Source organism: Patiriisocius marinus (assembly GCF_008974325.1).
Lineage (GTDB): Bacteria > Bacteroidota > Bacteroidia > Flavobacteriales > Flavobacteriaceae > Patiriisocius > Patiriisocius marinus.
On the sequence record NZ_BKCG01000002.1, the window covers coordinates 132602 to 153905 of the forward strand.

General features: G+C 33.6%; 18 protein-coding genes and 1 tRNA gene. 6 read left to right on the forward strand and 13 right to left on the reverse strand.

Annotated elements, in window-relative coordinates; translation table 11 throughout:
* Window positions 1-47 precede the first annotated feature (47 nt).
* The 4 genes from GBH57_RS05605 to hutI form a co-directional block, all read right to left on the reverse strand.
* The gene (locus GBH57_RS05605) at window positions 48-3707 is read right to left on the reverse strand and encodes a ShlB/FhaC/HecB family hemolysin secretion/activation protein (protein ID WP_151673097.1); all 3660 of its coding nucleotides are present in this window, start codon (window positions 3705-3707) and stop codon (window positions 48-50) included.
* A 246-nt stretch (window positions 3708-3953) separates the two neighbouring features.
* Window positions 3954-4742, reverse strand: coding sequence for an MBL fold metallo-hydrolase (locus tag GBH57_RS05610; protein WP_151673098.1), 789 nt, complete (start codon window positions 4740-4742; stop codon window positions 3954-3956).
* Window positions 4743-4815: 73 nt separating this feature from the next.
* Window positions 4816-5814 carry a formimidoylglutamase gene (locus GBH57_RS05615; protein ID WP_151673099.1) on the reverse strand — a complete coding sequence of 333 codons (999 nt, stop codon included), beginning with the start codon at window positions 5812-5814 and terminating at the stop codon, window positions 4816-4818.
* Window positions 5811-7049: an imidazolonepropionase gene (hutI, locus tag GBH57_RS05620; protein ID WP_151673100.1), complete on the reverse strand. Its 1239-nt coding sequence runs from the start codon at window positions 7047-7049 to the stop codon at window positions 5811-5813. Before hutI ends, GBH57_RS05615 begins: the two co-directional genes overlap by 4 nt.
* 150 nt (window positions 7050-7199) lie before the next feature.
* Between hutI and GBH57_RS05625 the strand changes: the two genes are divergently transcribed.
* The gene (locus GBH57_RS05625; protein WP_151673101.1) at window positions 7200-8351 is read left to right on the forward strand and encodes a trans-sulfuration enzyme family protein; all 1152 of its coding nucleotides are present in this window, start codon (window positions 7200-7202) and stop codon (window positions 8349-8351) included.
* A gap of 59 nt (window positions 8352-8410) precedes the next feature.
* On the opposite strand, the gene GBH57_RS05630 is transcribed toward GBH57_RS05625, so the two are convergent.
* From GBH57_RS05630 to GBH57_RS05640, 3 genes are read right to left on the reverse strand one after another with little or no spacing between them, the layout of a single operon-like run.
* Entirely contained in the window at window positions 8411-9676 is a 1266-nt protein-coding gene (locus GBH57_RS05630; protein ID WP_161596068.1) for a T9SS type A sorting domain-containing protein, read from the reverse strand.
* Window positions 9677-9685: 9 nt separating this feature from the next.
* Entirely contained in the window at window positions 9686-10000 is a 315-nt protein-coding gene (locus GBH57_RS05635; protein ID WP_151673103.1) for a hypothetical protein, read from the reverse strand.
* Between the two features lie 21 nt (window positions 10001-10021).
* Window positions 10022-10522, reverse strand: a complete 501-nt coding sequence (locus tag GBH57_RS05640; RefSeq protein ID WP_151673104.1) for a hypothetical protein — start codon at window positions 10520-10522, stop codon at window positions 10022-10024.
* 272 nt (window positions 10523-10794) lie between these two features.
* Between GBH57_RS05640 and bshB1 the strand changes: the two genes are divergently transcribed.
* Both bshB1 and GBH57_RS05650 read left to right on the forward strand, forming a co-directional pair.
* Complete coding sequence (gene bshB1, locus GBH57_RS05645; RefSeq protein WP_151673105.1) at window positions 10795-11511, forward strand: bacillithiol biosynthesis deacetylase BshB1; 717 nt, start codon at window positions 10795-10797, stop codon at window positions 11509-11511.
* Between the two features lie 111 nt (window positions 11512-11622).
* Window positions 11623-11698: transfer RNA gene (locus GBH57_RS05650), tRNA-His, on the forward strand.
* A 197-nt stretch (window positions 11699-11895) separates the two neighbouring features.
* On the opposite strand, the gene GBH57_RS05655 is transcribed toward GBH57_RS05650, so the two are convergent.
* On the reverse strand, window positions 11896-12918 hold the full coding sequence (locus tag GBH57_RS05655) for a M28 family metallopeptidase (RefSeq protein WP_151673106.1): 1023 nt from the start codon (window positions 12916-12918) through the stop codon (window positions 11896-11898).
* Between the two features lie 149 nt (window positions 12919-13067).
* Here GBH57_RS05655 and GBH57_RS05660 point away from each other — a divergent pair, with 149 nt between their 5' ends.
* From GBH57_RS05660 to GBH57_RS05670, 3 genes are all read left to right on the forward strand, one after another.
* Complete coding sequence (locus GBH57_RS05660) at window positions 13068-14456, forward strand: MBL fold metallo-hydrolase (RefSeq protein WP_151673107.1); 1389 nt, start codon at window positions 13068-13070, stop codon at window positions 14454-14456.
* Between the two features lie 181 nt (window positions 14457-14637).
* Entirely contained in the window at window positions 14638-15606 is a 969-nt protein-coding gene (gene trxB, locus GBH57_RS05665) for a thioredoxin-disulfide reductase (RefSeq protein WP_151673108.1), read from the forward strand.
* 553 nt (window positions 15607-16159) lie between these two features.
* Window positions 16160-17533 carry a T9SS type A sorting domain-containing protein gene (locus tag GBH57_RS05670; RefSeq protein ID WP_151673109.1) on the forward strand — a complete coding sequence of 458 codons (1374 nt, stop codon included), beginning with the start codon at window positions 16160-16162 and terminating at the stop codon, window positions 17531-17533.
* Between the two features lie 77 nt (window positions 17534-17610).
* Here GBH57_RS05670 and GBH57_RS05675 read toward each other — a convergent pair whose 3' ends face one another.
* From GBH57_RS05675 to GBH57_RS05695, 5 genes are read right to left on the reverse strand one after another with little or no spacing between them, the layout of a single operon-like run.
* A complete protein-coding gene (locus tag GBH57_RS05675; protein WP_151673110.1) occupies window positions 17611-18333 on the reverse strand; it encodes a head GIN domain-containing protein in 723 nt (240 codons plus the stop codon).
* Window positions 18334-18354: 21 nt separating this feature from the next.
* Window positions 18355-20136, reverse strand: a complete 1782-nt coding sequence (locus tag GBH57_RS05680) for a PspC domain-containing protein (RefSeq protein ID WP_151673111.1) — start codon at window positions 20134-20136, stop codon at window positions 18355-18357.
* The gene (locus GBH57_RS05685; RefSeq protein WP_151673112.1) at window positions 20133-20471 is read right to left on the reverse strand and encodes a PadR family transcriptional regulator; all 339 of its coding nucleotides are present in this window, start codon (window positions 20469-20471) and stop codon (window positions 20133-20135) included. The genes GBH57_RS05680 and GBH57_RS05685 overlap by 4 nt, the downstream gene beginning before the upstream one ends.
* On the reverse strand, window positions 20468-20650 hold the full coding sequence (locus GBH57_RS05690; RefSeq protein ID WP_151673113.1) for a hypothetical protein: 183 nt from the start codon (window positions 20648-20650) through the stop codon (window positions 20468-20470). Before GBH57_RS05690 ends, GBH57_RS05685 begins: the two co-directional genes overlap by 4 nt.
* Before the next feature lie 2 nt (window positions 20651-20652).
* Window positions 20653-21192, reverse strand: coding sequence for a DUF4870 domain-containing protein (locus tag GBH57_RS05695; protein ID WP_151673114.1), 540 nt, complete (start codon window positions 21190-21192; stop codon window positions 20653-20655).
* Window positions 21193-21304 lie beyond the last annotated feature (112 nt).

A 21304-nucleotide genomic window follows, 5' to 3' on the forward strand; every position in this document is an offset into this window, starting at 1 on the left:
AAAATTAATACTTTCTTTAAATGTCACAAGATAAATCGGTATAAATTTTAAAATCCGAACCCAAATCCTATTTGAATTTGTGCCTCTTCATCCGAAACAAAATATCCTGCATTGAATGCCAGTGAGTTAAGGGTGCTTAACCAAACTCCACCACCAAAACTATTGTGCCAAATATCTGAATTATCATCTTTTTCCCATACACGACCGTAGTCAAATCCACCATAAGCTCCTATTGTAATAGGTGCTGCTGCAGTAACAATTCTAGCTAGTCTTGCTTTTAAATCACTACTTTGGTAGAAATAGGTGTTTCCTGCAAAACGCTCATTTCTAAATCCTCTTAAGCCGTTGTTTCCACCAATAGTGGGAGCGTGGTAGAAGTAGAAGTCTGATCCATAATTACCAAAATTAGCTTTTACCTCAGCAGTTGTTGCTAAAACTAGATTCCCTGAAGGAATAAGTTTTTCTTGCCATCCCACCTTAGCTGAAACATAAGTGAATATATTACCGCCATCTTCTATATTAGATTTAAAACCTGTTGTTACTCCAAGGTAACGTGCTTTAGTTGGAAAATCTTCTGCATCTTGGTTTTTATATTCAAATACAGCTTCTGCTCCTAGGTAATTTTGATTTTCAAATACTTCATCATTTAACTCAGGATTTCCTGTTGTAAAAAAACGTTCAGAATCGTCTTGAACTTCAAAAGATTCGAAAAGTCCGCGAACGGTTAAATATTTTCCAGCAAATCCAACATTGAGCATTTTTTGTCCAGTTCTAGCTCTGTTAAATTCTCTTTCGGTTGTGTCAGCATCGTAAGTTGTTTCATTTCCAAAGCCAAAAAAGTTGTTTGAGAAACTTTCATTTGTAAAATAGGCGCCAACTTCTAAATTCATTTTAGGGAAAATATTTGCAAAAATACCTTTGTAGCTTAATTCAACTGCTTCAAAATCGAAGAAGTAATTTGCTGTTATTTGGTGTTGATATCTAAACGGATTACCATTAAATCCATAGTTTGTATAAGTGTCTTTTAAACCTAAATATAACCCGTCATCAGTTCTAAACCCTCCAGATGGTAAAAGGATATTGTTGTTTTCCTTAAACTGCCTCCAGTGAAAAGTATTAGTTTCGTACTTATTTGTAAACTGGTGTGCTGGTGTTTTATCTTCAAATTTGGTTTTTTCGTGTTTCCAATCGTACACTTTAATGCTTCCGCTAGTTTCAATATCAAATTTATCTTTGCCGTAACCACCTATTAAGCGAACCATAATTTTATTACTACCATTTCCACTTACAGTAAATTGATCATCATCGTCTAGACCGTAAACCCAAATTTCTTTAGTTTCTTTTTTATCAAAAGTTCTATCAAAAAATACGGTGTCTTTTTCGTCTTTAAGATTTCTTTTTAAAACTACTCTTGTTTTGCCTTCTGGCATTCTTGTAACTTCAATTTTGTCATCTTTATTTGTACCGTGTATTGCAACCGTTTTGTTTAAATACTCTCCATATTTGGATGCAATTTTATCAAGATTAGCAAGTCGTCCTCTTAATTTTTCCTTGATATCTTCACTTGCTTCGTCTTGTACTTCCTTAGGTAGGCGATTAAATGCTTCAGTAATCGCATCTTCTGTAATCATTGATTGAATAGCTTTTGCTTGTGCTTCCCATTCGCTACTGTCAAATTTATTAAGTAATGCACGATCTAGGTTATTACCCTCTCCGTTAAACCATTTTACATCTTTAATTTTAGTGTCATAAGATTGCCAAAATCTAACATCTGGTAAGAATAATTGTATTGCAGGGATTGCAATACCATCAAATTTTGAGAATGCTGCATCACGATCTCTAGGAACAGGTAAAAATCTAATATCATCTTCAGTAATTTCGTATTGTGCCCATCTCCATTGATCTTCGTGGCGATCCCAATCTCCAATTAGCATATCAAAAATACGTGCACGAATCATTGCTTTTTGGTCAATAGCATATTTTTCATCTTCCTTTAATTTTTCAAATACATCTGTACTGCTTTCAAATTGTGCTATTTCTCCATTTCCTGGATTCATACGGTTATAACCTTCAAAATCTTTTTGTGCGTCATTAGGTCTCTCTTCTATAAAGTATAATTGGTCCCCATAAGCATCACCTAAAATTTCAAAACCTTCTTGTTTAGGCAGGTAATAAAGTGACGTATTACCGTGATTTACTCCAGCAGCTTTAGCTAATGGATTTATAACTAACTGCATATATGGATGTGTAGTTGTAAAAAAGTCGTACACAGCAGTTTCAGCGAAGGTTCCTTCGTATTCTTCTTGTGAGTAAGAGACTCCTTTTACTTTGAAACGAAGAAATTTCAAAGCATTTTTTTCTAAACCTCTCATTGCGTATTCTTTTCCATTAGGTCCGTCAAGTCTAGCTGAATATGATTGGTGACCACCACCTGCTTTTTGAACAGAAAGTCCACCATAGATGTTTTTTAGAATAGCTACGTCAGCAGTAACTGGCTCACCATAATATGTTCTGTATCTACTTCCCCAAATAAAGTTGTAAAATCCTGATTTATTTAATTTTTTCTCATCTGTAACTACAGGAACTGTTTTAGTTCCATTAGCGTTTGTTGGTGTTGTAAATAGGGTTGGTTTTTGGGGTAGAGGTTCGGTTACTTTAAAAGTTTTTTCGCCTTCACTAGTAACAAATGTAACTTGCGATGAGCCATCTTTGTAATATTTCAGTATTGCAAAACCTTCTTTACCGTGCGTATATTTACCTTCAAACTTAAGTTCGCCCCCTATAGTTGTAATATTATCTTCTTTACGTTTTGTAACGCTTGCGCCACCCATTGAGCCACTAATAATCTGGTGTGTATTTCCACCTTTTAAATATTGTAAACTTTTTTCGTGACCAGATACTAGTGTTACACGATCAAGTTCTTGAACAAGTGAGCTAACTTGAACTCTTAAATCTTTGTAGCGTTCAAAAAATATTTTTTTAGGTGAAACACCACCCATATAATTCATCCCAAACATTCCATTAGTGTATACAGGGTGATGCATAACTATAATCAAATTTTTACCACGGGCATCTTTAATTTCTCCTTCAAGTTCTTCAACAAAACGACGTCTTGTAACGATATCAGTACATTTACGATTGATGTCTTCCACACGATCCCAGTTTGTGATATACCAATTAGAATCTACATATATAATATTTAACGCGTCATTAATTTCGTCAACTTCAATTGGACACACGTTATTTGGTTCAACTTTAATACCTTTTAATTCTTTATCTTTTATAAAGTTTTCAACCCATTCAATTTCTTTAGAATCAAAACTAGCCCACTCGTTGTCTCCTGGTATAAAACGTGTTTTTCCTTTGAAATTTTCAATTATTGCTAATTGGGAAGTAATAATGTCAATATTCTCCTTTTTATTTTCAAATGCATCGGAAATATAATCTCCCGTAAATAGCAATGTACTGTTCTTGTCAGCTTTGTTTAAATAAGAGTTTAATACATTTAGATTTTTGGTAGATTCAGATACTGGTCTGTTTCCAACACCTCCAGCAATAAAAAATGTATGTACTGCATTATCCTTAATTGATACTTGATTAGCATCATTAGCAGTTTGTGGATTATAAGAGGCACAAGCGCTTATAAATAGAACTAATGCTAAAGCGAAAAAAGGGGTTGTAATTCGTATAGTAGAAAATTTAATCATTTGGTTGTTGGTTTGTTACGTGCGATAAAAATACAGCGTGAGATGTTACTAAAGGTACTCTTTATGAATATTTTAGGATTAATAACGAGTGAGTCCTTGTGTATAAAATAAAGCGATAACTGTTATTGAAAATTACTTAGTTTATAGATAATTGAAATTTTTAAGTCTCATTATCAATTGATACCTTACTAAGAAAGTGCAAACCTTTTGGAATGCACTTTACTTAAAATGTATGTATTTTTTTAGTTACTTGGTTGGATACCAATCAAGTTGGATAATTTCAATTGAAGAGTTTCCATCGTTAACTAATGCTTTGAACTTTGCAACATCGCTTTTCCCATTAGTACCTCTGTAATGGTATGGGTAAACAGTTTTAGGTTTAAAATCTAAAACTGCACTAGCAGCACTTTCAACGGTCATTGTGTATGGTAAATTCATACAAACAAAAGCAACGTCAATATTTTTTAGAGAACGCATTTCTGGGATGTCTTCAGTATCACCAGAGATATAAACACGTTTTTCGTCTTTCTCAATAATGTACCCATTTCCTCTTCCTTTTGCGTGAAACTTTAAAGCTTCTTCACGAAGGTTATACATTGGTATTGCTTCAAAAGAAAAGTCTTCTAAGTACCTTAAGTTTGTACGTTCACCATTTGCTAATATTCTAGCTTTATGACTTAATTTTTCTGGAATTTTGTCAGCTACAGCTTGAGGTGTCATTAGATATGTGTTGGGCTGCATTACAGCTTCTAAAGTTTCAATGCTCAAATGATCGCCGTGTATATCGGTAATAATAACTAAATCTGGTTCAGGTTGGTTTTCAAAGGCAGCTGCTCCTCCCACTGGATCGATATATATAATTTCGCCATCCCATTCCAGAATCATCGAAGCGTGAGAAATAGGCGTAATATTAAAACTTTTTACGGTGTTGTTAATACCGTAGGCTCCTCTGTTAGTGATTTCTTGAGTATTTGCATTGTTATTGCAGCTTACAAGAGCTATAGAGAATATTATAAAAATGAATAGTTGTTTCATATTGAAAATGTAAGGAACAAAACTAACTGCTATTATTTAAACATTGTTTTAATAAACTATTAAAATTTCATAATTATTTAGTCAAAACACTTGTAATTAAATATGAAAGTACTTTCCCTACTTGATTAGGATGAATTTCTCTGTTAGGAGCACCTTCGCATAAATGTATGTATCCACAATTTTTATTAGCTGAATATTTCTTAATAAATTTAATACAATCAATCACGCTAAAACCAACGGGAGACAATGCACTACTTCCCATAGCCGAAATAGCATCGAGGTCTATTTCAAGTCCGAAATAGGATATGCATATAAAATCATTAATTTCATTAGTTATCCACTCTTCAGTTTTAATTTCTGAAATATGCGTTTCATCAAACCAAGAATATTGAACCCTATTTTGGGACATTCTATCTATTTGATGTTGCGAGGTGTACTGTTTATGTAATCCGTAAATAAAATAATTATTTAAGTAGCCTTCTTGTTTTGCGTAGCTAAAACCATTTCCGCTATGTCTATGTTCCAAAGGTCTAAAATCGGAATGTGCATCAAAATTTAGGGCGTTTACTTTTTTGCCTTTAGCAAGTGATAAACCTTTCAAATTTCCGAAGCTATTATTATGCCCTCCACCAATAATAATAGGAATTTTTCCTGCTGAAACTACAGCCTCGACCACTTCACTTACTTTAATATCTATACGGGAAACTAGCGCTCCTAATTTTTCTAAATAATCTGTGGTTTTCGAATCTAAAGTGGAGGCTTCCTCCATTTCTAATCTGCAATCTACTTCGCCTAAAATTAATAATTGTTTAGCATTAGTAAAACTGTTTTCCTGCATATTGCATAAAACATTTAAGCAGGATTTCCAAGCATTTGAAGATCCTGAAATACCGTGATTTGCTCGAACTCCAATGTCCTCTGGAATTCCAATAAGGACATATTTTTGTACTGTGTTTTTTAGTAGAGTGTTAGCTTCTAAAGTAGCTGCCACTTCGCCAAATTTTAACTCTAAATCACGCAGATTAGTATATTCTGCAAGGGTTTTTTGTGAGTATGTAATTAGGTGGTTCATTCTAGCGTTTTCCCTTTAAGTATTACTTGATCTATATTATTGCTACCAAAAGCATAGGGTAAAAATCCGTAGCTAGGAATCTTTTTAGTAATCAACACATTTGCCACTTTTCCTTTCGTTATGCTTCCATGTGAGGCACTTAATCCCATTGCATAGGCTCCATTTATTGTAGCGGCGTTTATTGCTTCTTCTGGTGTTAACCTTATTTTAATACACGCAGTGGCAACTACAAAATTCATATTTCCGCTAGGTGTAGAACCAGGATTGTAATCTGTTGCAAGTGCGAGTGGTAAACCTGCATCAATAATTTTTCGTCCCGGTGTATAAGGGATACTTAAAAAGTAAGAGCAGGAGGGAAGTGCTACTGGCATAGTATTACTACCTTTTAATACTGAAATATCATCATCATTTAAAATTTCTAAATGATCTACACTTAATGCATTATGTTTTACTCCTGCAGCAACTCCTCCAATAGCATTAAATTGATTAACATGTATTTTTGGACTAAGTCCGTGCTTTTTTCCAGCTTCTAAAACGCGTTCGGTATCAGCAACGGTAAAGTAACCTTCCTCACAGAAAATATCTACATAGTCTGCTAGTTTTTCTTCTGAAATTTTCTGCATCATTTCACCACATACAAGATCGAGGTATCCATCTTTATTATTTTTAAATTCGGTAGGGATTGCGTGAGCTCCTAAGAATGTTTTCTTAATTTTTATAGGGTAGTTTTCGCCCAATTTTTTTGCAACTCGGAGTATTTTTAATTCGGCTTCTGTTGTTAAACCGTAACCACTTTTAATTTCGATAGCACCTGTTCCTTGTTTTAAAATTTCTTCTAAACGAATGGCAGATTGACTATATAAATCCTGTTCGCTAGTTTGTTGTAACGTTTTTGCGCTATTGACAATTCCGCCACCTTTTTCAGCAATTTCTTGGTAGCTTAATCCATTAATGCGGTCTACAAATTCCTGTTCTCTATTCCCAGCATATACTAAGTGGGTGTGACTATCACACCAAGATGGAAGCACCATTTTTCCTGTACAATCAATAGTTTTAAAACCTTGATAATCTGGCATATTACTCATTGGTCCATAGTCTGTAATAAGCCCATCTTTTAATAAAAGCCACGCATTTTCAATTAGTGGTAAGCTTTTCATTTCAGCACCAGAAACTTTATCAATGGAGTTATCTCGTACTTGTAAAAGTTGTTTAATATTTCGGAGTAGTAATTTCATAGTCGTGTAATAGTAAGGCGTTTCGTTGAAAATTAAAAGCCTTCTTTTTTTGAAGGTTAAATATACTAAAGGAACGCGGAGGTGTTGACCATAATTTTACTTTTTTTCATTTTAAAATATCGGTACCTTAGTGCCTTAAAAATAGGCTACATGAAAACTAAGAATATTGGGATAAATACAATTTGCACACACATAGGCGAAGTGCACGATGAGCAGTTTAAAAGTGCGATATCACCCTTATTTATGGCTACCTCATATTCCTACGATGGTATGGATGCTAAACGTTATCCACGTAGTTTCAATTCGCCTAACCAAGAGGCTTTAAGTAAAAAAATAGCAGCATTAGAAAAATGCGAAGCAGGAATGATTTTTGGTAGCGGAATGGCAGCAATTAGCCACACGCTTTTAGCTTTACTAAAAAAAGGAGATCACATCGTTTTTCCTGAAACACTTTATGGCGGGACCTATAATTTTATAGTGAAGGAGTTGTCAAAATTTGGCATCGAATACACCTTCGCAAAAGGTTTTAAAAGAGAAGATTTTGAGTCTGCAATAAAACAAAACACAAAACTTATTTATACCGAAACGCCCAGTAATCCATTAATGAAGTTAACCGATTTAGCAATGATTGCTGAGTTGGCTAAAAAGCACAAATGTCTATCGATGATTGACAATACGTTTGCGAGTCCCATTAATCAAACTCCGGCAGATTTTGGCATTGATATTATTATGCATAGTGCCACTAAATATATGGGTGGACACAGTGATATTAGCGCAGGAGCAATTGCATCTTCGCAAGAGCTGATTGATAAAATATGGGCGACGTCTATAAATTTAGGCGGACATTTAAGTGATTACACCGTTTGGCTTTTAGAGCGTAGTATTAAAACGATGGCACTCCGTGTACAACAGCAAAGCCGAAATGCTAAGAAAATTGCAAAGTGGTTAGAAAATCATCCACAAGTTGCTAAGGTGTATTACCCAGGCTTAAAAAGTCATCCAGATTATGCCTTAGCTAAAAAGCAAATGAAAGGGTATGGCGGAATGTTATCCTTCGAATTAGTGAAAGGTTTAGACGCTGTGGGGTTTATGAGAAAGCTTAAACTAGTAAAATATTCCATGAGTTTAGCAGGTGTAGAGTCTACAATCCTTTCACCTGCCGAAACATCTCATTTTTTATTAACTCCTGAGGAACGAGAGAAGCAGGGGATTAGTGATGGGCTTTTGCGTTTTTCTATTGGAATTGAGGAAGTGAAGGATATTAAAGCAGATTTAGTTCAGGCTTTTTCAGTGATAAAATAAAAACCTCTCAAATAATTTATTTGAGAGGTAATAATAATGATCACTTTTACTTTAAATCATTATTCTAAAACTTTCACATAAAGTTCGTTATATTCTACATCATCAATTGTCAAATAAAATGGTTCGATTTCATTTCCATTTAATTTTATGTTTGTATTAATAGTAAATGGTACATAACTCTGCACCACTTTAATATGTAATGTGTCTATAGTGTTAATTGACTGTTTTATTAGATAATAGAATTCTTCTTTAATAGTTTCATTTTCTAATGGAGATTCTTCTCTTGTTCTATAAAATTCTAAATTAGTATAATCACCGAAACAGTTAGAATTTTCAGGGTATTTAACTTCATAGACTGCTTCTGGATAAAAATTAGAAAGACCTTCGCTAATACCTAATTTTCCCCAACCAGTAGGGTTTTCAAGTTGCCCATTCTCTAATATATTTAGTTTATTTAAAATTTCTGCTACATCATTTGGTATATTGTTTTCAAGGGATGATGGTGAAAACGCGATTAAAAATATAGAAACAAAATATATTCCAGTTCCAATATTTTTCGTTTCTATAATATTGCTGTTGTAACTGTTTCCTTCACTAATTTTATTACCAAAAATATCATAGATAATATATTGAAATCTCTGACCTTTAGATAAATCTTTAGAGTAGATTTTAAAATTACTGCTTGTTGGATTTGGAAAAATAGAAAATTCTTGTTGGTTAAAAGAAAAACTAAAAGGTGTTATTGGGCTTTGTTCATAATTACCGCTATTGTCTACACAATTTTCTAAATGTGGTACGTAAGATTGTGCTGTTATATTAGTTGAGCAATAGTTTTCTATTAGGCATTCTATATATGTTTCATTTGTTGTAGTAGCTTCAATTTGAATTTCAAGTACTGAAGTACCTTGTCCTTTAATTATAATAACACCATCAACTGTCCAGGCGTAATTTGCTCCACTAAAGTTTGGAACAGAAAAGTTATATTGAGTGCCAGGGCAAACAATATTTGGACTATTTATCTCAAGTGTATCTATACCATCTATGGTTTTCACTGTCGTTTTATGACCACAATTAGTTTCTAATATTAAACTACCTCCGTCTATTCCAGTTTCTTTAACAGATATATTTGATAAACTACCACTTCCTGTTGCACCAATACTCCCTACTATACTTATGCTACCAGTTGTACTCCAAGAGTAAGATGAAATATTTTGATTAGAACCAGTAGCTTGATAAACATTAGTTTCATTGGGACATATGAATGATGCTCCAGTTATATCAATATTGGGATGGTTAGCGTTAAGCAGATTTGCGTAATAATGCATAACGCCCATTTATGATAAAGAAAAAATTAGTAAACATGAAACTGTGGATTGGCTCATAATATTATTAGTGTCTGGTAGCCAGTTATCTCCCCAATCATCAGTACCTCCTGCATTGTAAATACAATCCTGAACAGAAACATCTCCTGTCTGGTCAGGATCACCTAGAGTGTCACAAAGTCTATCTCCATTAGTTTCACATTTTAAATCTCCAACTTGGCTTAAACAGAATGCTCCTTGTGTTTTCGTTCTGCTTACCGATTCTTGATAACAATTACCGCAGTCTGAATTATTTGGTTGGTTACAGCGTGATTCTTGTGTGTGCATTAGTCCAAAACAATGTCCAATTTAGTGAGCAACGATATTTGGTCTATTTAAAGAATTAGCGGAATTTAATCTAAGAGCAAATGAATATGAATTTCCTTCTTGTGTATTACCATCACCATTGTCATCAGGGAAATTTGCTTTACCTCCCCAGCCTTCATTGTGACTTATAACAAAATGCATATTTAAGGCGTTTGATAAACGATTAATTAGCGTATAATCTTCAAAGTCTTCTTGAGACCCACCATTTGTGGCAATTTCTGTATCATCAATAAAAGTAACATCGCATAATGGATACAATTGAATATTTGTTCCTTCAAAAAGAATATTTACATCATCGATTAAATCAAACGCCCCTTGCACACTAGTGTTTCCAGAACCATTATCCATTCTGTAAATCCATATTTTAATTGGGATTTCTCTTATTGCAGATTCTGCAACACGATTTTGAGACCTACTTATTAGATCCGGTAAAATGATTTCACCTTCTCCAATGTAATCACCTGCATCACTAATATTAAACAAATAGTCCTGTGGAATATTAAAACCATTTTCGTTTAATATGTCAATGGCTAATTGATTATTCCCTACAAATGGGTCTTTTAATTAAAACTCTTCGCTTGAACTAGAGTTACAACTAACCGATTTGACTTCTTGACTGAAACTATTTGTAAATAATGTAAGACTAAAAATTAATGTAATTATTTTTTCATGAAATATTTTCATGTCTTGTTATTTTTATTCAATTTAGCAATATTAAATGGTCTTTGAGATTAATACATTGTTAAATTACAATTATGAAACTAGATATATTAGCTATAGGCGCACATCCCGATGATGTTGAAATGAGTTGCGGTGGTACCATCGCAAAAGAAATTGCCAATGGTAAAAAAGTGGGTATTTTAGATTTAACTAGAGGTGAATTAGGTACGAGAGGTAGTGCAGAAATAAGAGATAAAGAGTCTGCAAATGCAGCAAAAATACTTGGTGTGCATATGCGACATAATCTAGCTTTTGCAGATGGCTTTTTTGTGAACAATGCAGCAGCACAATTAGAAGTTATAAAAATTATTAGAAAGTATAAACCCGAAATTGTTTTATGTAACGCTGTTGATGATAGGCATATAGATCATCCAAAAGGAAGTAATCTTGCAAGTGATGCTTGTTTTTTAAGTGGTTTACGTAGAATTGAAACTATACACGAAGGAAATCATCAACACGAATGGCGACCAAAACTAGTGTATCATTATATTCAATGGAAAGATAGTATTCCTGATTTTGTTGTTGATATTACTGGATTTGAGGATATAAAAATGAAATCTATCTACGCATATAAAAGTCAGTTTTTTGATGCTGAGAGTGAAGAGCCTTTAACACCAATAAGCTCTAAAAATGCAACTGATAGTATGGTATATCGCTCTAGAAACTTAGGAAGATTAATTGGTACAGAAAGTGCAGAAGGCTTTACAGTAGAACGTTACGCCGCGGTAGATTCAATTTTTGATTTAAAGTGATATTTTTTTAATATTTCTGTTGTTCATAGAAAGCAAATGTTTTATATTTGCACCCGCTAAAGTATTTAATGCTTTAGCAACATTGCTAACTCTTGTGAAAGAGCGCTACATGGTGGTTGTAGCTCAGCTGGTTAGAGCGCTGGTTTGTGGTACCAGAAGTCGCCGGTTCGAACCCGGTCTTCCACCCTTAAAGAGTCTTTCTTAACTGAAAGGCTCTTTTTTCGTTTATAGAAATTGGAGATAGAGGAAAAAAAAGAAATGAGTAAGGAGAAATTTGATTCACATCGATTTTAAAGAAAGAACAATATTTAAAATAAAAGCACAAAAAAAATCCCAACTAGATATTCTAATTGGGATTTTATATTTTTTATTAAATACTATATGTTACTGTCCTGCAACTTTGTCTGCAGTAATTCTTTTAGAACGGTTAGCTATTTCCCAAGCAGTTTGGAAAATTAGCTTTGTTCTTTTTTCCATTAAATCGTATTCGATTTTGTCTGGAGTATCTGAAATTTTATGGTAATCTGCGTGTACACCATTAAAGTAAAAGATAATAGGCACATTGTTTTTTGCAAAGTTATAGTGATCACTTCTGTAGTAAAAACGGTTAGGGTCGTTTTCGTCATTATAGGTATAGTCTAATTCAAGATCACTATATTTTTTAGCAACTTCTTCACTTACTTCGTGTAGTTCTTGACTTAGTTTATCACTTCCTATTAAATAGATGTAGTTAGGTGTATCTGCTTTGTCTGGGTCAATACGACCTATCATATCTGTATTTAAGTTACAAACAGTATTTGCTAATGGGAAAATAGGGTTTTCAGTGTAATAACGAGAGCCATATAATCCAATTTCCTCACCAGTTACGTGTAGAAAAAGAATTGAACGCTTAGGTCCTTTCCCTGCTTTTACAGCTGCTTGAAAAGCTTCTGCCATTTCTAACATAGCAATAGTTCCGCTACCATCATCATCAGCTCCGTTAAATACATTTCCATCATCATCCATCCCTACGTGATCTAAATGTGCAGAAAGAACAACAATCTCGTCAGGAAATTCACTTCCTTCAATAAATGCAACAACGTTTTCTGAATCTGCTGGAGTTTTAAGTCTGTCTAAAAAACTAGCAGGAACTGTTTGGAAATAATTATCACCCCCTAAAGGAGATTTAATACCAAGTGATTTGTAATAGTTTTTAATGTATTCTACCGCTTTCTTTTGTCCGGCAGATCCCGTCATACGCCCCTCCATTTCATCACTTGCGTAGAAATATAACATTTCAGACAGCTCAGCTGAGGTAATGGTATTTGCAAATTTTTCTGAATCAGTTTGATTAGAATTTGTAGTTTTTTGCGACGAATTACAAGATAATGTAAGTGCAGCTAGTAGTGTTACGACTATGTATTTCATTAGTGTTATAATTTTATAATCTGCAAAATATTCAATTTCTTACAGTTATTCTAAACTGTAGGAAACCTTTTTAAAAACTTTAACTAGAGCTACTTTAATACACTAATAAAAAAGGGCGAATGTTTATCTTTGCATAAAATATACAAACAATGAATATTGAACAATTATATACTGGATGTCTATCTCAAGGGGCTTATTATATTGAAAGTGACGGAGAGGCTGTAGTTATAGACCCTTTGCGCGAAACTGGTCCTTACTTAGACAGAGCGGAAAGAGATAAAGCAACAATAAAATATATTTTTGAAACTCATTTTCATGCCGATTTTGTAAGTGGCCATTTAGAACTATCTAAAGCAACAGGAGCACCAATTGTTTTTGGTCCATTGGCAAAACCTTCATTTGAAGCACATATAGCAACAGATTCTGAAACTTTCAAAGTAGGAAAAATTACTATAAAAGCATTACACACTCCAGGACATACTATGGAGAGTACTACTTATTTGCTAATTGATGAAAATGGAAAAGATCACGCCATATTTAGTGGAGACACTCTTTTCTTAGGCGATGTTGGAAGACCAGATTTATCACAAAAAGGCGACTCGATGACTAAAGAGGATCTTGCAGGTTTATTATTTGATAGCTTACGAACTAAAATAATGCCTTTAGCAGATGATGTTACAGTTTACCCAGCACACGGTGCAGGTTCAGCTTGTGGAAAAAACATGATGAAAGAAACTGTTGACTCGTTAGGGAATCAAAAGAAAATGAATTATGCTTTGAGAGCAGATATGACTAAACAAGAATTTATTGATGAAGTAACTGATGGACTTTTGCCTCCTCCAGCGTACTTCCCATTAAATGTTAAAATGAATAGAGAAGGTTACGAGGATTTAGAGCAAGTAATTGAAACTGGAACAAGAGCTTTATCTCCAGAAAATTTTGAACGTTTAGCTACAGATGCGGGAGCGTTAGTGCTAGATGTACGCGGACAAAAAGATTTTTTCAAATCGCATATACCTCGCGCTATATTTATTGGTATAGATGGAGGGTTTGCACCCTGGGTGGGCGCTTTAGTAAAAGACACTAAGCAACCTATTTTATTGGTTACTCCAGAGGGTAGAGAAGAGGAAACAGTAACTAGATTAAGTAGAGTAGGTTTTGATAATACCTTAGGTTTTCTTGATGGCGGACTTAAAGCTTGGCAAGAAAGTGGTCGCGAAATAGACACTATGGAATCTGTAAGTGCCGTTACTTTAAAAGAGCAAATTGAAAATGGAGCACCTGTTTTTGATGTTAGAAAAGATGGTGAGTTTGAAACTAGTCATATCCCTTCGGCAAAACATACTTCATTAGAATTTATTAACAAACATCTTGATGAGTTTCCCAAGGATAAACCATTTTACATTCACTGTGCAGGAGGATACCGTTCAGTGATTGCGGCTTCCATTTTAAAGAGTCGCGGCATACATAACGGAATTGACGTCGCAGGAGGTTTTAAGGCTATTAAAGAGGCTGATATTACCATTGAAATTCAATAGATTTTAAAAAAAGGCAGAGCCGAAATATTAATGAATTATACAATTGTTAGTTGATTAAAATTTTGGCGAAAGCCATACATTATTAAATAGTTAACTCGTAATTAATCTTGATAACTTTTTTAAACACAAAAGAATATAAATCACTATTTTTAGCAACCAAAAAATAGAATAATACAAAGCTATGAGCGATACTATAGAAAGAATTAAATGTTTAATTATAGGGAGTGGACCAGCAGGCTATACTGCTGCAATTTATGCTGCCCGTGCAGATTTGAAACCTATTATGTACACTGGTATGGAGCCAGGAGGTCAATTAACAACTACAACGGAGGTTGATAATTTTCCAGGTTACCCAGAAGGTATCGATGGTCCTTCAATGATGGTTCAATTACAACAACAAGCAGAGCGTTTTGGTACAGAAGTGCGTATTGGGATGATTACATCAGTCGAGTTTAGTACTGAAGTTGGTGGAATACACAAAGCGGTAGTTGATAATAAAACACATATTGAAGCCGAAACTGTTATTATTTCTACAGGAGCTACAGCTAAATATTTAGGATTACCAAGTGAACAAAAATTACGTGGAGGTGGAGTTTCTGCTTGTGCGGTTTGTGATGGTTTCTTTTACAAAGGCCAAGATGTTGCTATTGTAGGTGCTGGAGATACAGCTGCTGAAGAAGCAACATACCTTGCAAATATCTGTAATAAAGTGACAATGCTTGTGCGTAAAGATTATATGAAAGCGTCTAAAGCAATGCAACACAGAGTTACTTCTACACCTAATATTGATTTACGTTACAACACAGAAGTCGATGAGGTTTTAGGTGATATGGTGGTTGAAGGATTGCGTATGAAAAACAATGTAACTGGTGATAAAGAAGAAATCGCTATTACTGGATTATTTATTGCAATTGGTCACAAACCAAATACAGATATCTTTAAGGGGCAACTAGATATGGATGATACCGGTTATTTAATAACTAAAGGGAAGTCAACTAAAACAAACCTTCCTGGTGTTTTTGCAAGTGGTGATGTACAAGATAAAGAATACCGTCAGGCAGTAACTGCTGCAGGTACAGGTTGTATGGCAGCCTTAGATGCAGAACGTTATTTAGCGACAATAGAATCACACAATGAAGTAGAGGCGTAGTCCTTAATAGCTTTATTAAGTATATAAAAATCCGTAGTCTTTTTAAGGCTACGGATTTTTTTGGTTTAACAAAAGAGTGCTAAGATATTCAATTTTTAAAATCTGTTAAATTTTTCCTTTTCATAACTAATAAGTTAAGTGTATTTTTTTTGTATATTTATAACACTTTCTATAACAGAATAGTATGAAATACATACATACAAACACGCGATTAGTTAGTCCACGCAGCTTTTTCATACTAACATTTATAATTCTATTACACACCCTAATCATACAGCAATAAAAATTAAACAAGTTGAAACTTCGTTAGGGTATGTTAATATCCAAAAATGCTATGATAATTTTAATTTGTCTCCTACTGGTGGTTCTGTAACAAAGTTTAATGATAATATTATTAACACGAATGTCACAATTACAACTAAAGATTCTTTACAAATAAATAGCGACACCATGATAGATGATCTACCTCAAGGACTGTATAAGGTTGAAAAAATATATAATGATGGGGCGATAGAACAAACGGTGATTTTAAAGGAAAATAAATAAATTTATTATGAGATATATTTCAGAAAAAATTTTAGTATTTTCTTTGCTTTCATTTTCTACTTCATTTAGCCAATTTAGTGAGCAGATTGTCATATCTACAGAATCTAATGGGCCACGTAGTGTGAACATTGGTGATATTAATAATGATGGTTTTAAAGATGTTATTGTTTCTTCTAATTGGGATAATACCGTTTCCTGGTATGAAAATTTAGGTAATCAGGGATCATTCAGTGATAAAAACCTTATTGGTTTTGCAAATTCAACTATCTATTCAAGTTTAGCAGATATAGATAGTGATGGGGATCTAGATGCATTAGCAATAAGTGGTTCACAGGATAGGGTATATTGGTTTGAAAATACCGATGGACTAGGTAGTTTTGGTTCACGGCAAATAATAGCAATTAATTTTGATGGCGCATTTAAGGTGGAAGGGGCAGATATAAATGGTGATGGTTTTATGGATGTTGTAGCATCTGCTATGAACGAGTTGCAAATTTATTGGTTCGAGAATATAAATGGCACAAATACCTTTGGCCCCAAGCAAGTTATAGCAAATATGAATACAGTAGGAAGGTATTTTAATCTTGTGGATATTGATAATGATGGTGATATAGATTGTGTTTCATCATCTGTATCTCCGCAAATAGCATCTTGGTATAGAAATGATGGCTTGGGTAATTTTAGTAGCCCTATTGCAATAGCTGGCGCAGGTCAAGCTGTAAATGCACTTTATTCAGCAGATATTGACGGTGATGGCGATATTGATGTTATCACTGGCTCTATAGGAGATAATCAACTAGCTTGGTATGAAAATCTTGATGGTCAAGGTGCTTTTGGTGGGAAAAATATTATTTCAAATGATGTAATCGATATTTGGTCAACATTTACAGCTGATTTAGACAATGATGGTGATATCGATATCATTACAGGTTCAGCGAATACTCTTGTAGATGTATCTTGGTTTGAAAATTTAGATGGTGAAGGTACTTTTGACACTAAACAAATTATTACTACTGATGTGGAAGGAGTTGTAGCTGTAGCTGCTGGGGATTTAGATAATGATGGTGATATAGATATTGTTTCTGTATCTCAGTCAGATAGCAAATTAGCTTGGTATAGAAATAATACCATCTTAAATAACGATGTTTTTTTGTCAACCGCTTTAAAAATTTATCCAAATCCTGCAAACACTGTTCTTAATATTGAATTAGATACTGATGAAATAGATGATGTTGTTATTTATAATTTGCAAGGGGTTGAAGTTTTAAAGGAAAATAAAAATTTAAAGCAAATAAATATTGGAAACCTTTTAAAAGGGATTTATTTTATAAAAGTTTCCACTAATCAAAAGAGTACTACTTTAAAATTTATTAAAATCTAGAGTTTAGACTTGAATTAGAAAATTCCTTGAAGCTATTAAACTTCAAGGAATTTTCTAATTTCTACAATGTTATATAACTACATTTTTCTTACATCTCCACTATAATTTTTGTTTTCAGATTTTACTGAAGGATCACCATAGTAATCAATTTGTCCACCACTTGTAGCTTTAGCTTCAAGTTTGTCCTTTACATTTACTTGAATATGACCACCGCTTGATGCTCTTGCGTTGCACACAGCACTTAATACGTTTTCAGCATTAATATGTCCACCACTAGAAGCTTTAGAACGGAGTTCTTTAGTTTTCCCTGTAACTTCTACATTAGCGCCACTACTAGCTTCTAAATATAATTTTTTAGAAAAAACCGAAGCTTCTAACATTGCACCACTACTAGCATCGAGTGTTATATCTTCATTTTTAATCTCATCTTCAACAATTACGTGAGAACCACTGCTAGCGCGAACTTCATTTAACGTAGTGTATGTAACAAATACTTTTTTAGATGAAGCTCTACCTATATTCCCGTCTACGCCTATACGTAACATTCCGTCTTCCACATAGGTTTCAATTACTGCCATTAAATTGTCGTCTGCTTCAACAACAACTTTTTGTTCTTTTCCTTCTTTAAGAAATACTTGTAATCCTGCACTTCCTTTTACACGGTCAAAATCACGAATGTTATCTCGTTCTTCAGTGACCACATTTCCGTTTCCATTTACTTTATTTAAGTTAATATCCCACTGGCAAGAAACCGCCGTAAAGGTGAGAACGCAAATGAATAATAATTTAATTGCTTTCATAATTTTTGATTTTAGTGGTTATTAAAACTGCTCAGTTATTGTTGTTTCTTTGGTCTTCAAAGAATCGTTTACAATTACTTTCACTTCTTTAATTTTATTGGTTTTAATATCAAGACTTTGGTTAACGTCATCTTCCCAGTTTTCGGCAGGAATGTTGTTATCTTCATAACTGTCATCATCCATAAAGTCATCAGTAGTAATGGTGTTACTGTTGTTTGTTTCTGTAGTATTTCCGCAGTCTAGACAACGTGTTCCATTTGCTGTAATTAACAATTGTTTTCCTTCATCACCAACATCAAGAATGTCTCTATATCTTGAGTCGTTTTTATGAAACGATCTTGTATTGCTGTCTGCAATTAACGTAGTATTTACAGGTAAGTAAAGTACTATTTCTAATTCTTGATCGTAAAAACGATTGGTTACATCTGATAGGAAAAAACCATCTAAAACAAGTGTGTTGTTACTATATGAATAATTGTAGTTTATCGCTTCTGCGCGTTCCTTTGCGGCATTGTAATTTTTACCTTCAGCAGAACGTTCAATTACTAAACTAGCTTCATTTTCGTTAGTACTTCTAACAATCAATCTAATATCTGACGAATATAAAACTCGGTCACCGTTTTGATCTTTTTTTATTTCAGAACCACCACTTCTATACGCTTGGTATTCAAACAATTTGTTAGAGTTCATAGCTAAGTTAAAAGGCTGCGATTTATCTACGGGCAGGCTTATTTCGGTTAAAGTGTTATCCTCGTAAGCACGTTCGCTTGCTTGTCTAATTCCGAAAATTGATAAGCCAATAATAGCTCCAATCCAGATAATGAATAGTGTTATTTTAGCGGGACTACCAATAGTTTTAATATTTGGAGCTACAATTTTTAATCCTAAAATAAATAATATTATTAATGGAATTCCTGCAACTATTGCTATTAATAAAGAAGCAAGCCATATTGGTGTGTTTGTACCTTCAAAGAAGTGCATAAACTCTGCGCCACCGCCACCGTTAGATATTCCTATAGTTCCGAAGGCAAATATTCCAACAATTAAACCTACAAAAGATACAAGTCCAATAAGCATGATAAAGAGGCCAAAGAATTTTAAAAATACTTTGAGTATCGCAACGATAACACTACCAATACTTTCGAAAAAACTAGCTGATTTTCGCTTTGATTTTTCCATGTATTTATCATAATCAGCATTTTTTATGCTGTCTGATACTGACTGATAGCCCTCTTTAAACTTTTTTTCAATATTAGATATATTGATTGGTTCGCCCGTCATTTTAAGTTTCTCACTTGTAGACTCAGCACCTGGCACAAGTATCCAAAAAAGGATGTATGCTAGAATTCCAAATCCACTAGTTAAAAATGTTAGAAAAATCCATCCAAGTCTAACCCATATGGCATCTATTTTTAAATAGTGTCCAAGTCCAGAACAAACACCAGCAACAAACTTATTGTCGATATCTCTAAAAAGCTGTTTATGGCTTGCAGATGTTGTGTAGTCTCTTTTAGGGGCTTCATCAGTGAAGGTTTCTTCACCCATAATATAGTCTTCCGGTTGTCCCATTACCGCTATAACTTCATCTACTTCTTTAATAGAAACAACTTGTGAGTTACTTTCTATTTTTTCAGAGAAAAGTTCAGAGATTCGTGCTTCGATATCTCGTATTATTTCATCACCGCCTAGAGGGTCGCTCAAAGAACGTTTGATAGCATCTAGATAGCGTGATAATTTTCCAAACGCATCTTCATCGATGTGGAAAAAAGTTCCTGCTAGATTAATATTGACTGTCTTTTTCATTTTTTGGCTTTTGTATTGGTTACTTTAGAAACGGCCATTTGTAGGTCGCTCCATGTGCTTGATAATTCGGTTAAAAATAGATTCCCAGTTTCAGTGAGATCATAGTATTTTCTTGGTGGTCCACTTGTAGACTCTTCCCATCTATAAGATAAAAGGCCCGAGTTTTTTAAGCGGGTAAGTAATGGATAAATAGTACCCTCTACAACCAGAAGTTTCGCGTCTTTAAGGCTATCAAGAATATCACTTGTATATGCTTCACCATCTTTTAGGATAGAGAGAATACAATATTCTAGCACACCTTTACGCATTTGTGCTTTTGTGTTTTCAATATTCATTGTGTTATTTTTTCTTTACAAAATTGTTCGTTTTTTAAGGTTACACACAAGTAGTTGTCTTTGCATGTATTCTCTTCACTTGTTATTTCTTGTTGATCTATTTTTAGATCATAATTAGCTACTTGTACTCCTGTAAATTGAAGGGCTGCAGCTAGGATGAGGTTGATTAGTGTGTCCATAGTTATAAGTCTTCTTCTGAAATGTTCTCTTCGGAAATTATTTCGTCAGTTAGTATTTCGGGTTGGTTAGTATTGGTTTCAGTTGGTATAAAAGGTATGCATAAAGGGTATTTGAAATATTCTCCTTTTGAAGCTTTAATTGTTGCTGTTATTACGTAGTACAATTCAAATAGAAACAGTCCTAAAAATAACATTCCAAAAACAAATAGTAAAGTAATATAGCCTCCTAAATTTCCTAGTGCATAATTATGGTCATTATATGAACTATTATCTATTGTATCAATAAGTCCAATAAAATCTGAAGCAAAAATGGCAACAAATGGAAGGCTTAATAAACCAATTCCAAAAGCATAAACTAAAATGCTTAATTGAAAATTTATGACTTGTTTTCCATGATAATCTAAAAATGGCTTCTCTTTATGTAGTGTCCATAATAGTAAAGGAGCAAAAAAATTAGCGAATGGAAAGCAGTACTTTAAAAAGGTACTACCATGCATTAAAGCGCCTATATTTTTATTATTTTCAGTAGTTGATTGTTCCATAGCCTATTAATTTCTTATACAAATATATGTCTTTAAAAAGGTATTATGTTACGCATAGTACTAAAATTAACACAATATTAACATTTGGTAATTTATTAAAGTGCTGTTTTAT

Bases quoted from the DNA above. Each gene is read 5' to 3' on its own strand.
- GBH57_RS05605 (WP_151673097.1), bottom strand. From the start codon at position 3,707: ATGATTAAATTTTCTACTATACGAATTACAACCCCTTTTTTCGCTTTA.
- GBH57_RS05610 (WP_151673098.1), bottom strand. From the start codon at position 4,742: ATGAAACAACTATTCATTTTTATAATATTCTCTATAGCTCTTGTAAGC.
- GBH57_RS05615 (WP_151673099.1), bottom strand. From the start codon at position 5,814: ATGAACCACCTAATTACATACTCACAAAAAACCCTTGCAGAATATACT.
- hutI (WP_151673100.1), bottom strand. From the start codon at position 7,049: ATGAAATTACTACTCCGAAATATTAAACAACTTTTACAAGTACGAGAT.
- GBH57_RS05625 (WP_151673101.1), top strand. From the start codon at position 7,200: ATGAAAACTAAGAATATTGGGATAAATACAATTTGCACACACATAGGC.
- GBH57_RS05630 (WP_161596068.1), bottom strand. From the start codon at position 9,676: ATGCATTATTACGCAAATCTGCTTAACGCTAACCATCCCAATATTGAT.
- GBH57_RS05635 (WP_151673103.1), bottom strand. From the start codon at position 10,000: ATGCACACACAAGAATCACGCTGTAACCAACCAAATAATTCAGACTGC.
- bshB1 (WP_151673105.1), top strand. From the start codon at position 10,795: ATGAAACTAGATATATTAGCTATAGGCGCACATCCCGATGATGTTGAA.
- GBH57_RS05655 (WP_151673106.1), bottom strand. From the start codon at position 12,918: ATGAAATACATAGTCGTAACACTACTAGCTGCACTTACATTATCTTGT.
- GBH57_RS05660 (WP_151673107.1), top strand. From the start codon at position 13,068: ATGAATATTGAACAATTATATACTGGATGTCTATCTCAAGGGGCTTAT.
- trxB (WP_151673108.1), top strand. From the start codon at position 14,638: ATGAGCGATACTATAGAAAGAATTAAATGTTTAATTATAGGGAGTGGA.
- GBH57_RS05670 (WP_151673109.1), top strand. From the start codon at position 16,160: ATGAGATATATTTCAGAAAAAATTTTAGTATTTTCTTTGCTTTCATTT.
- GBH57_RS05675 (WP_151673110.1), bottom strand. From the start codon at position 18,333: ATGAAAGCAATTAAATTATTATTCATTTGCGTTCTCACCTTTACGGCG.
- GBH57_RS05680 (WP_151673111.1), bottom strand. From the start codon at position 20,136: ATGAAAAAGACAGTCAATATTAATCTAGCAGGAACTTTTTTCCACATC.
- GBH57_RS05685 (WP_151673112.1), bottom strand. From the start codon at position 20,471: ATGAATATTGAAAACACAAAAGCACAAATGCGTAAAGGTGTGCTAGAA.
- GBH57_RS05690 (WP_151673113.1), bottom strand. From the start codon at position 20,650: ATGGACACACTAATCAACCTCATCCTAGCTGCAGCCCTTCAATTTACA.
- GBH57_RS05695 (WP_151673114.1), bottom strand. From the start codon at position 21,192: ATGGAACAATCAACTACTGAAAATAATAAAAATATAGGCGCTTTAATG.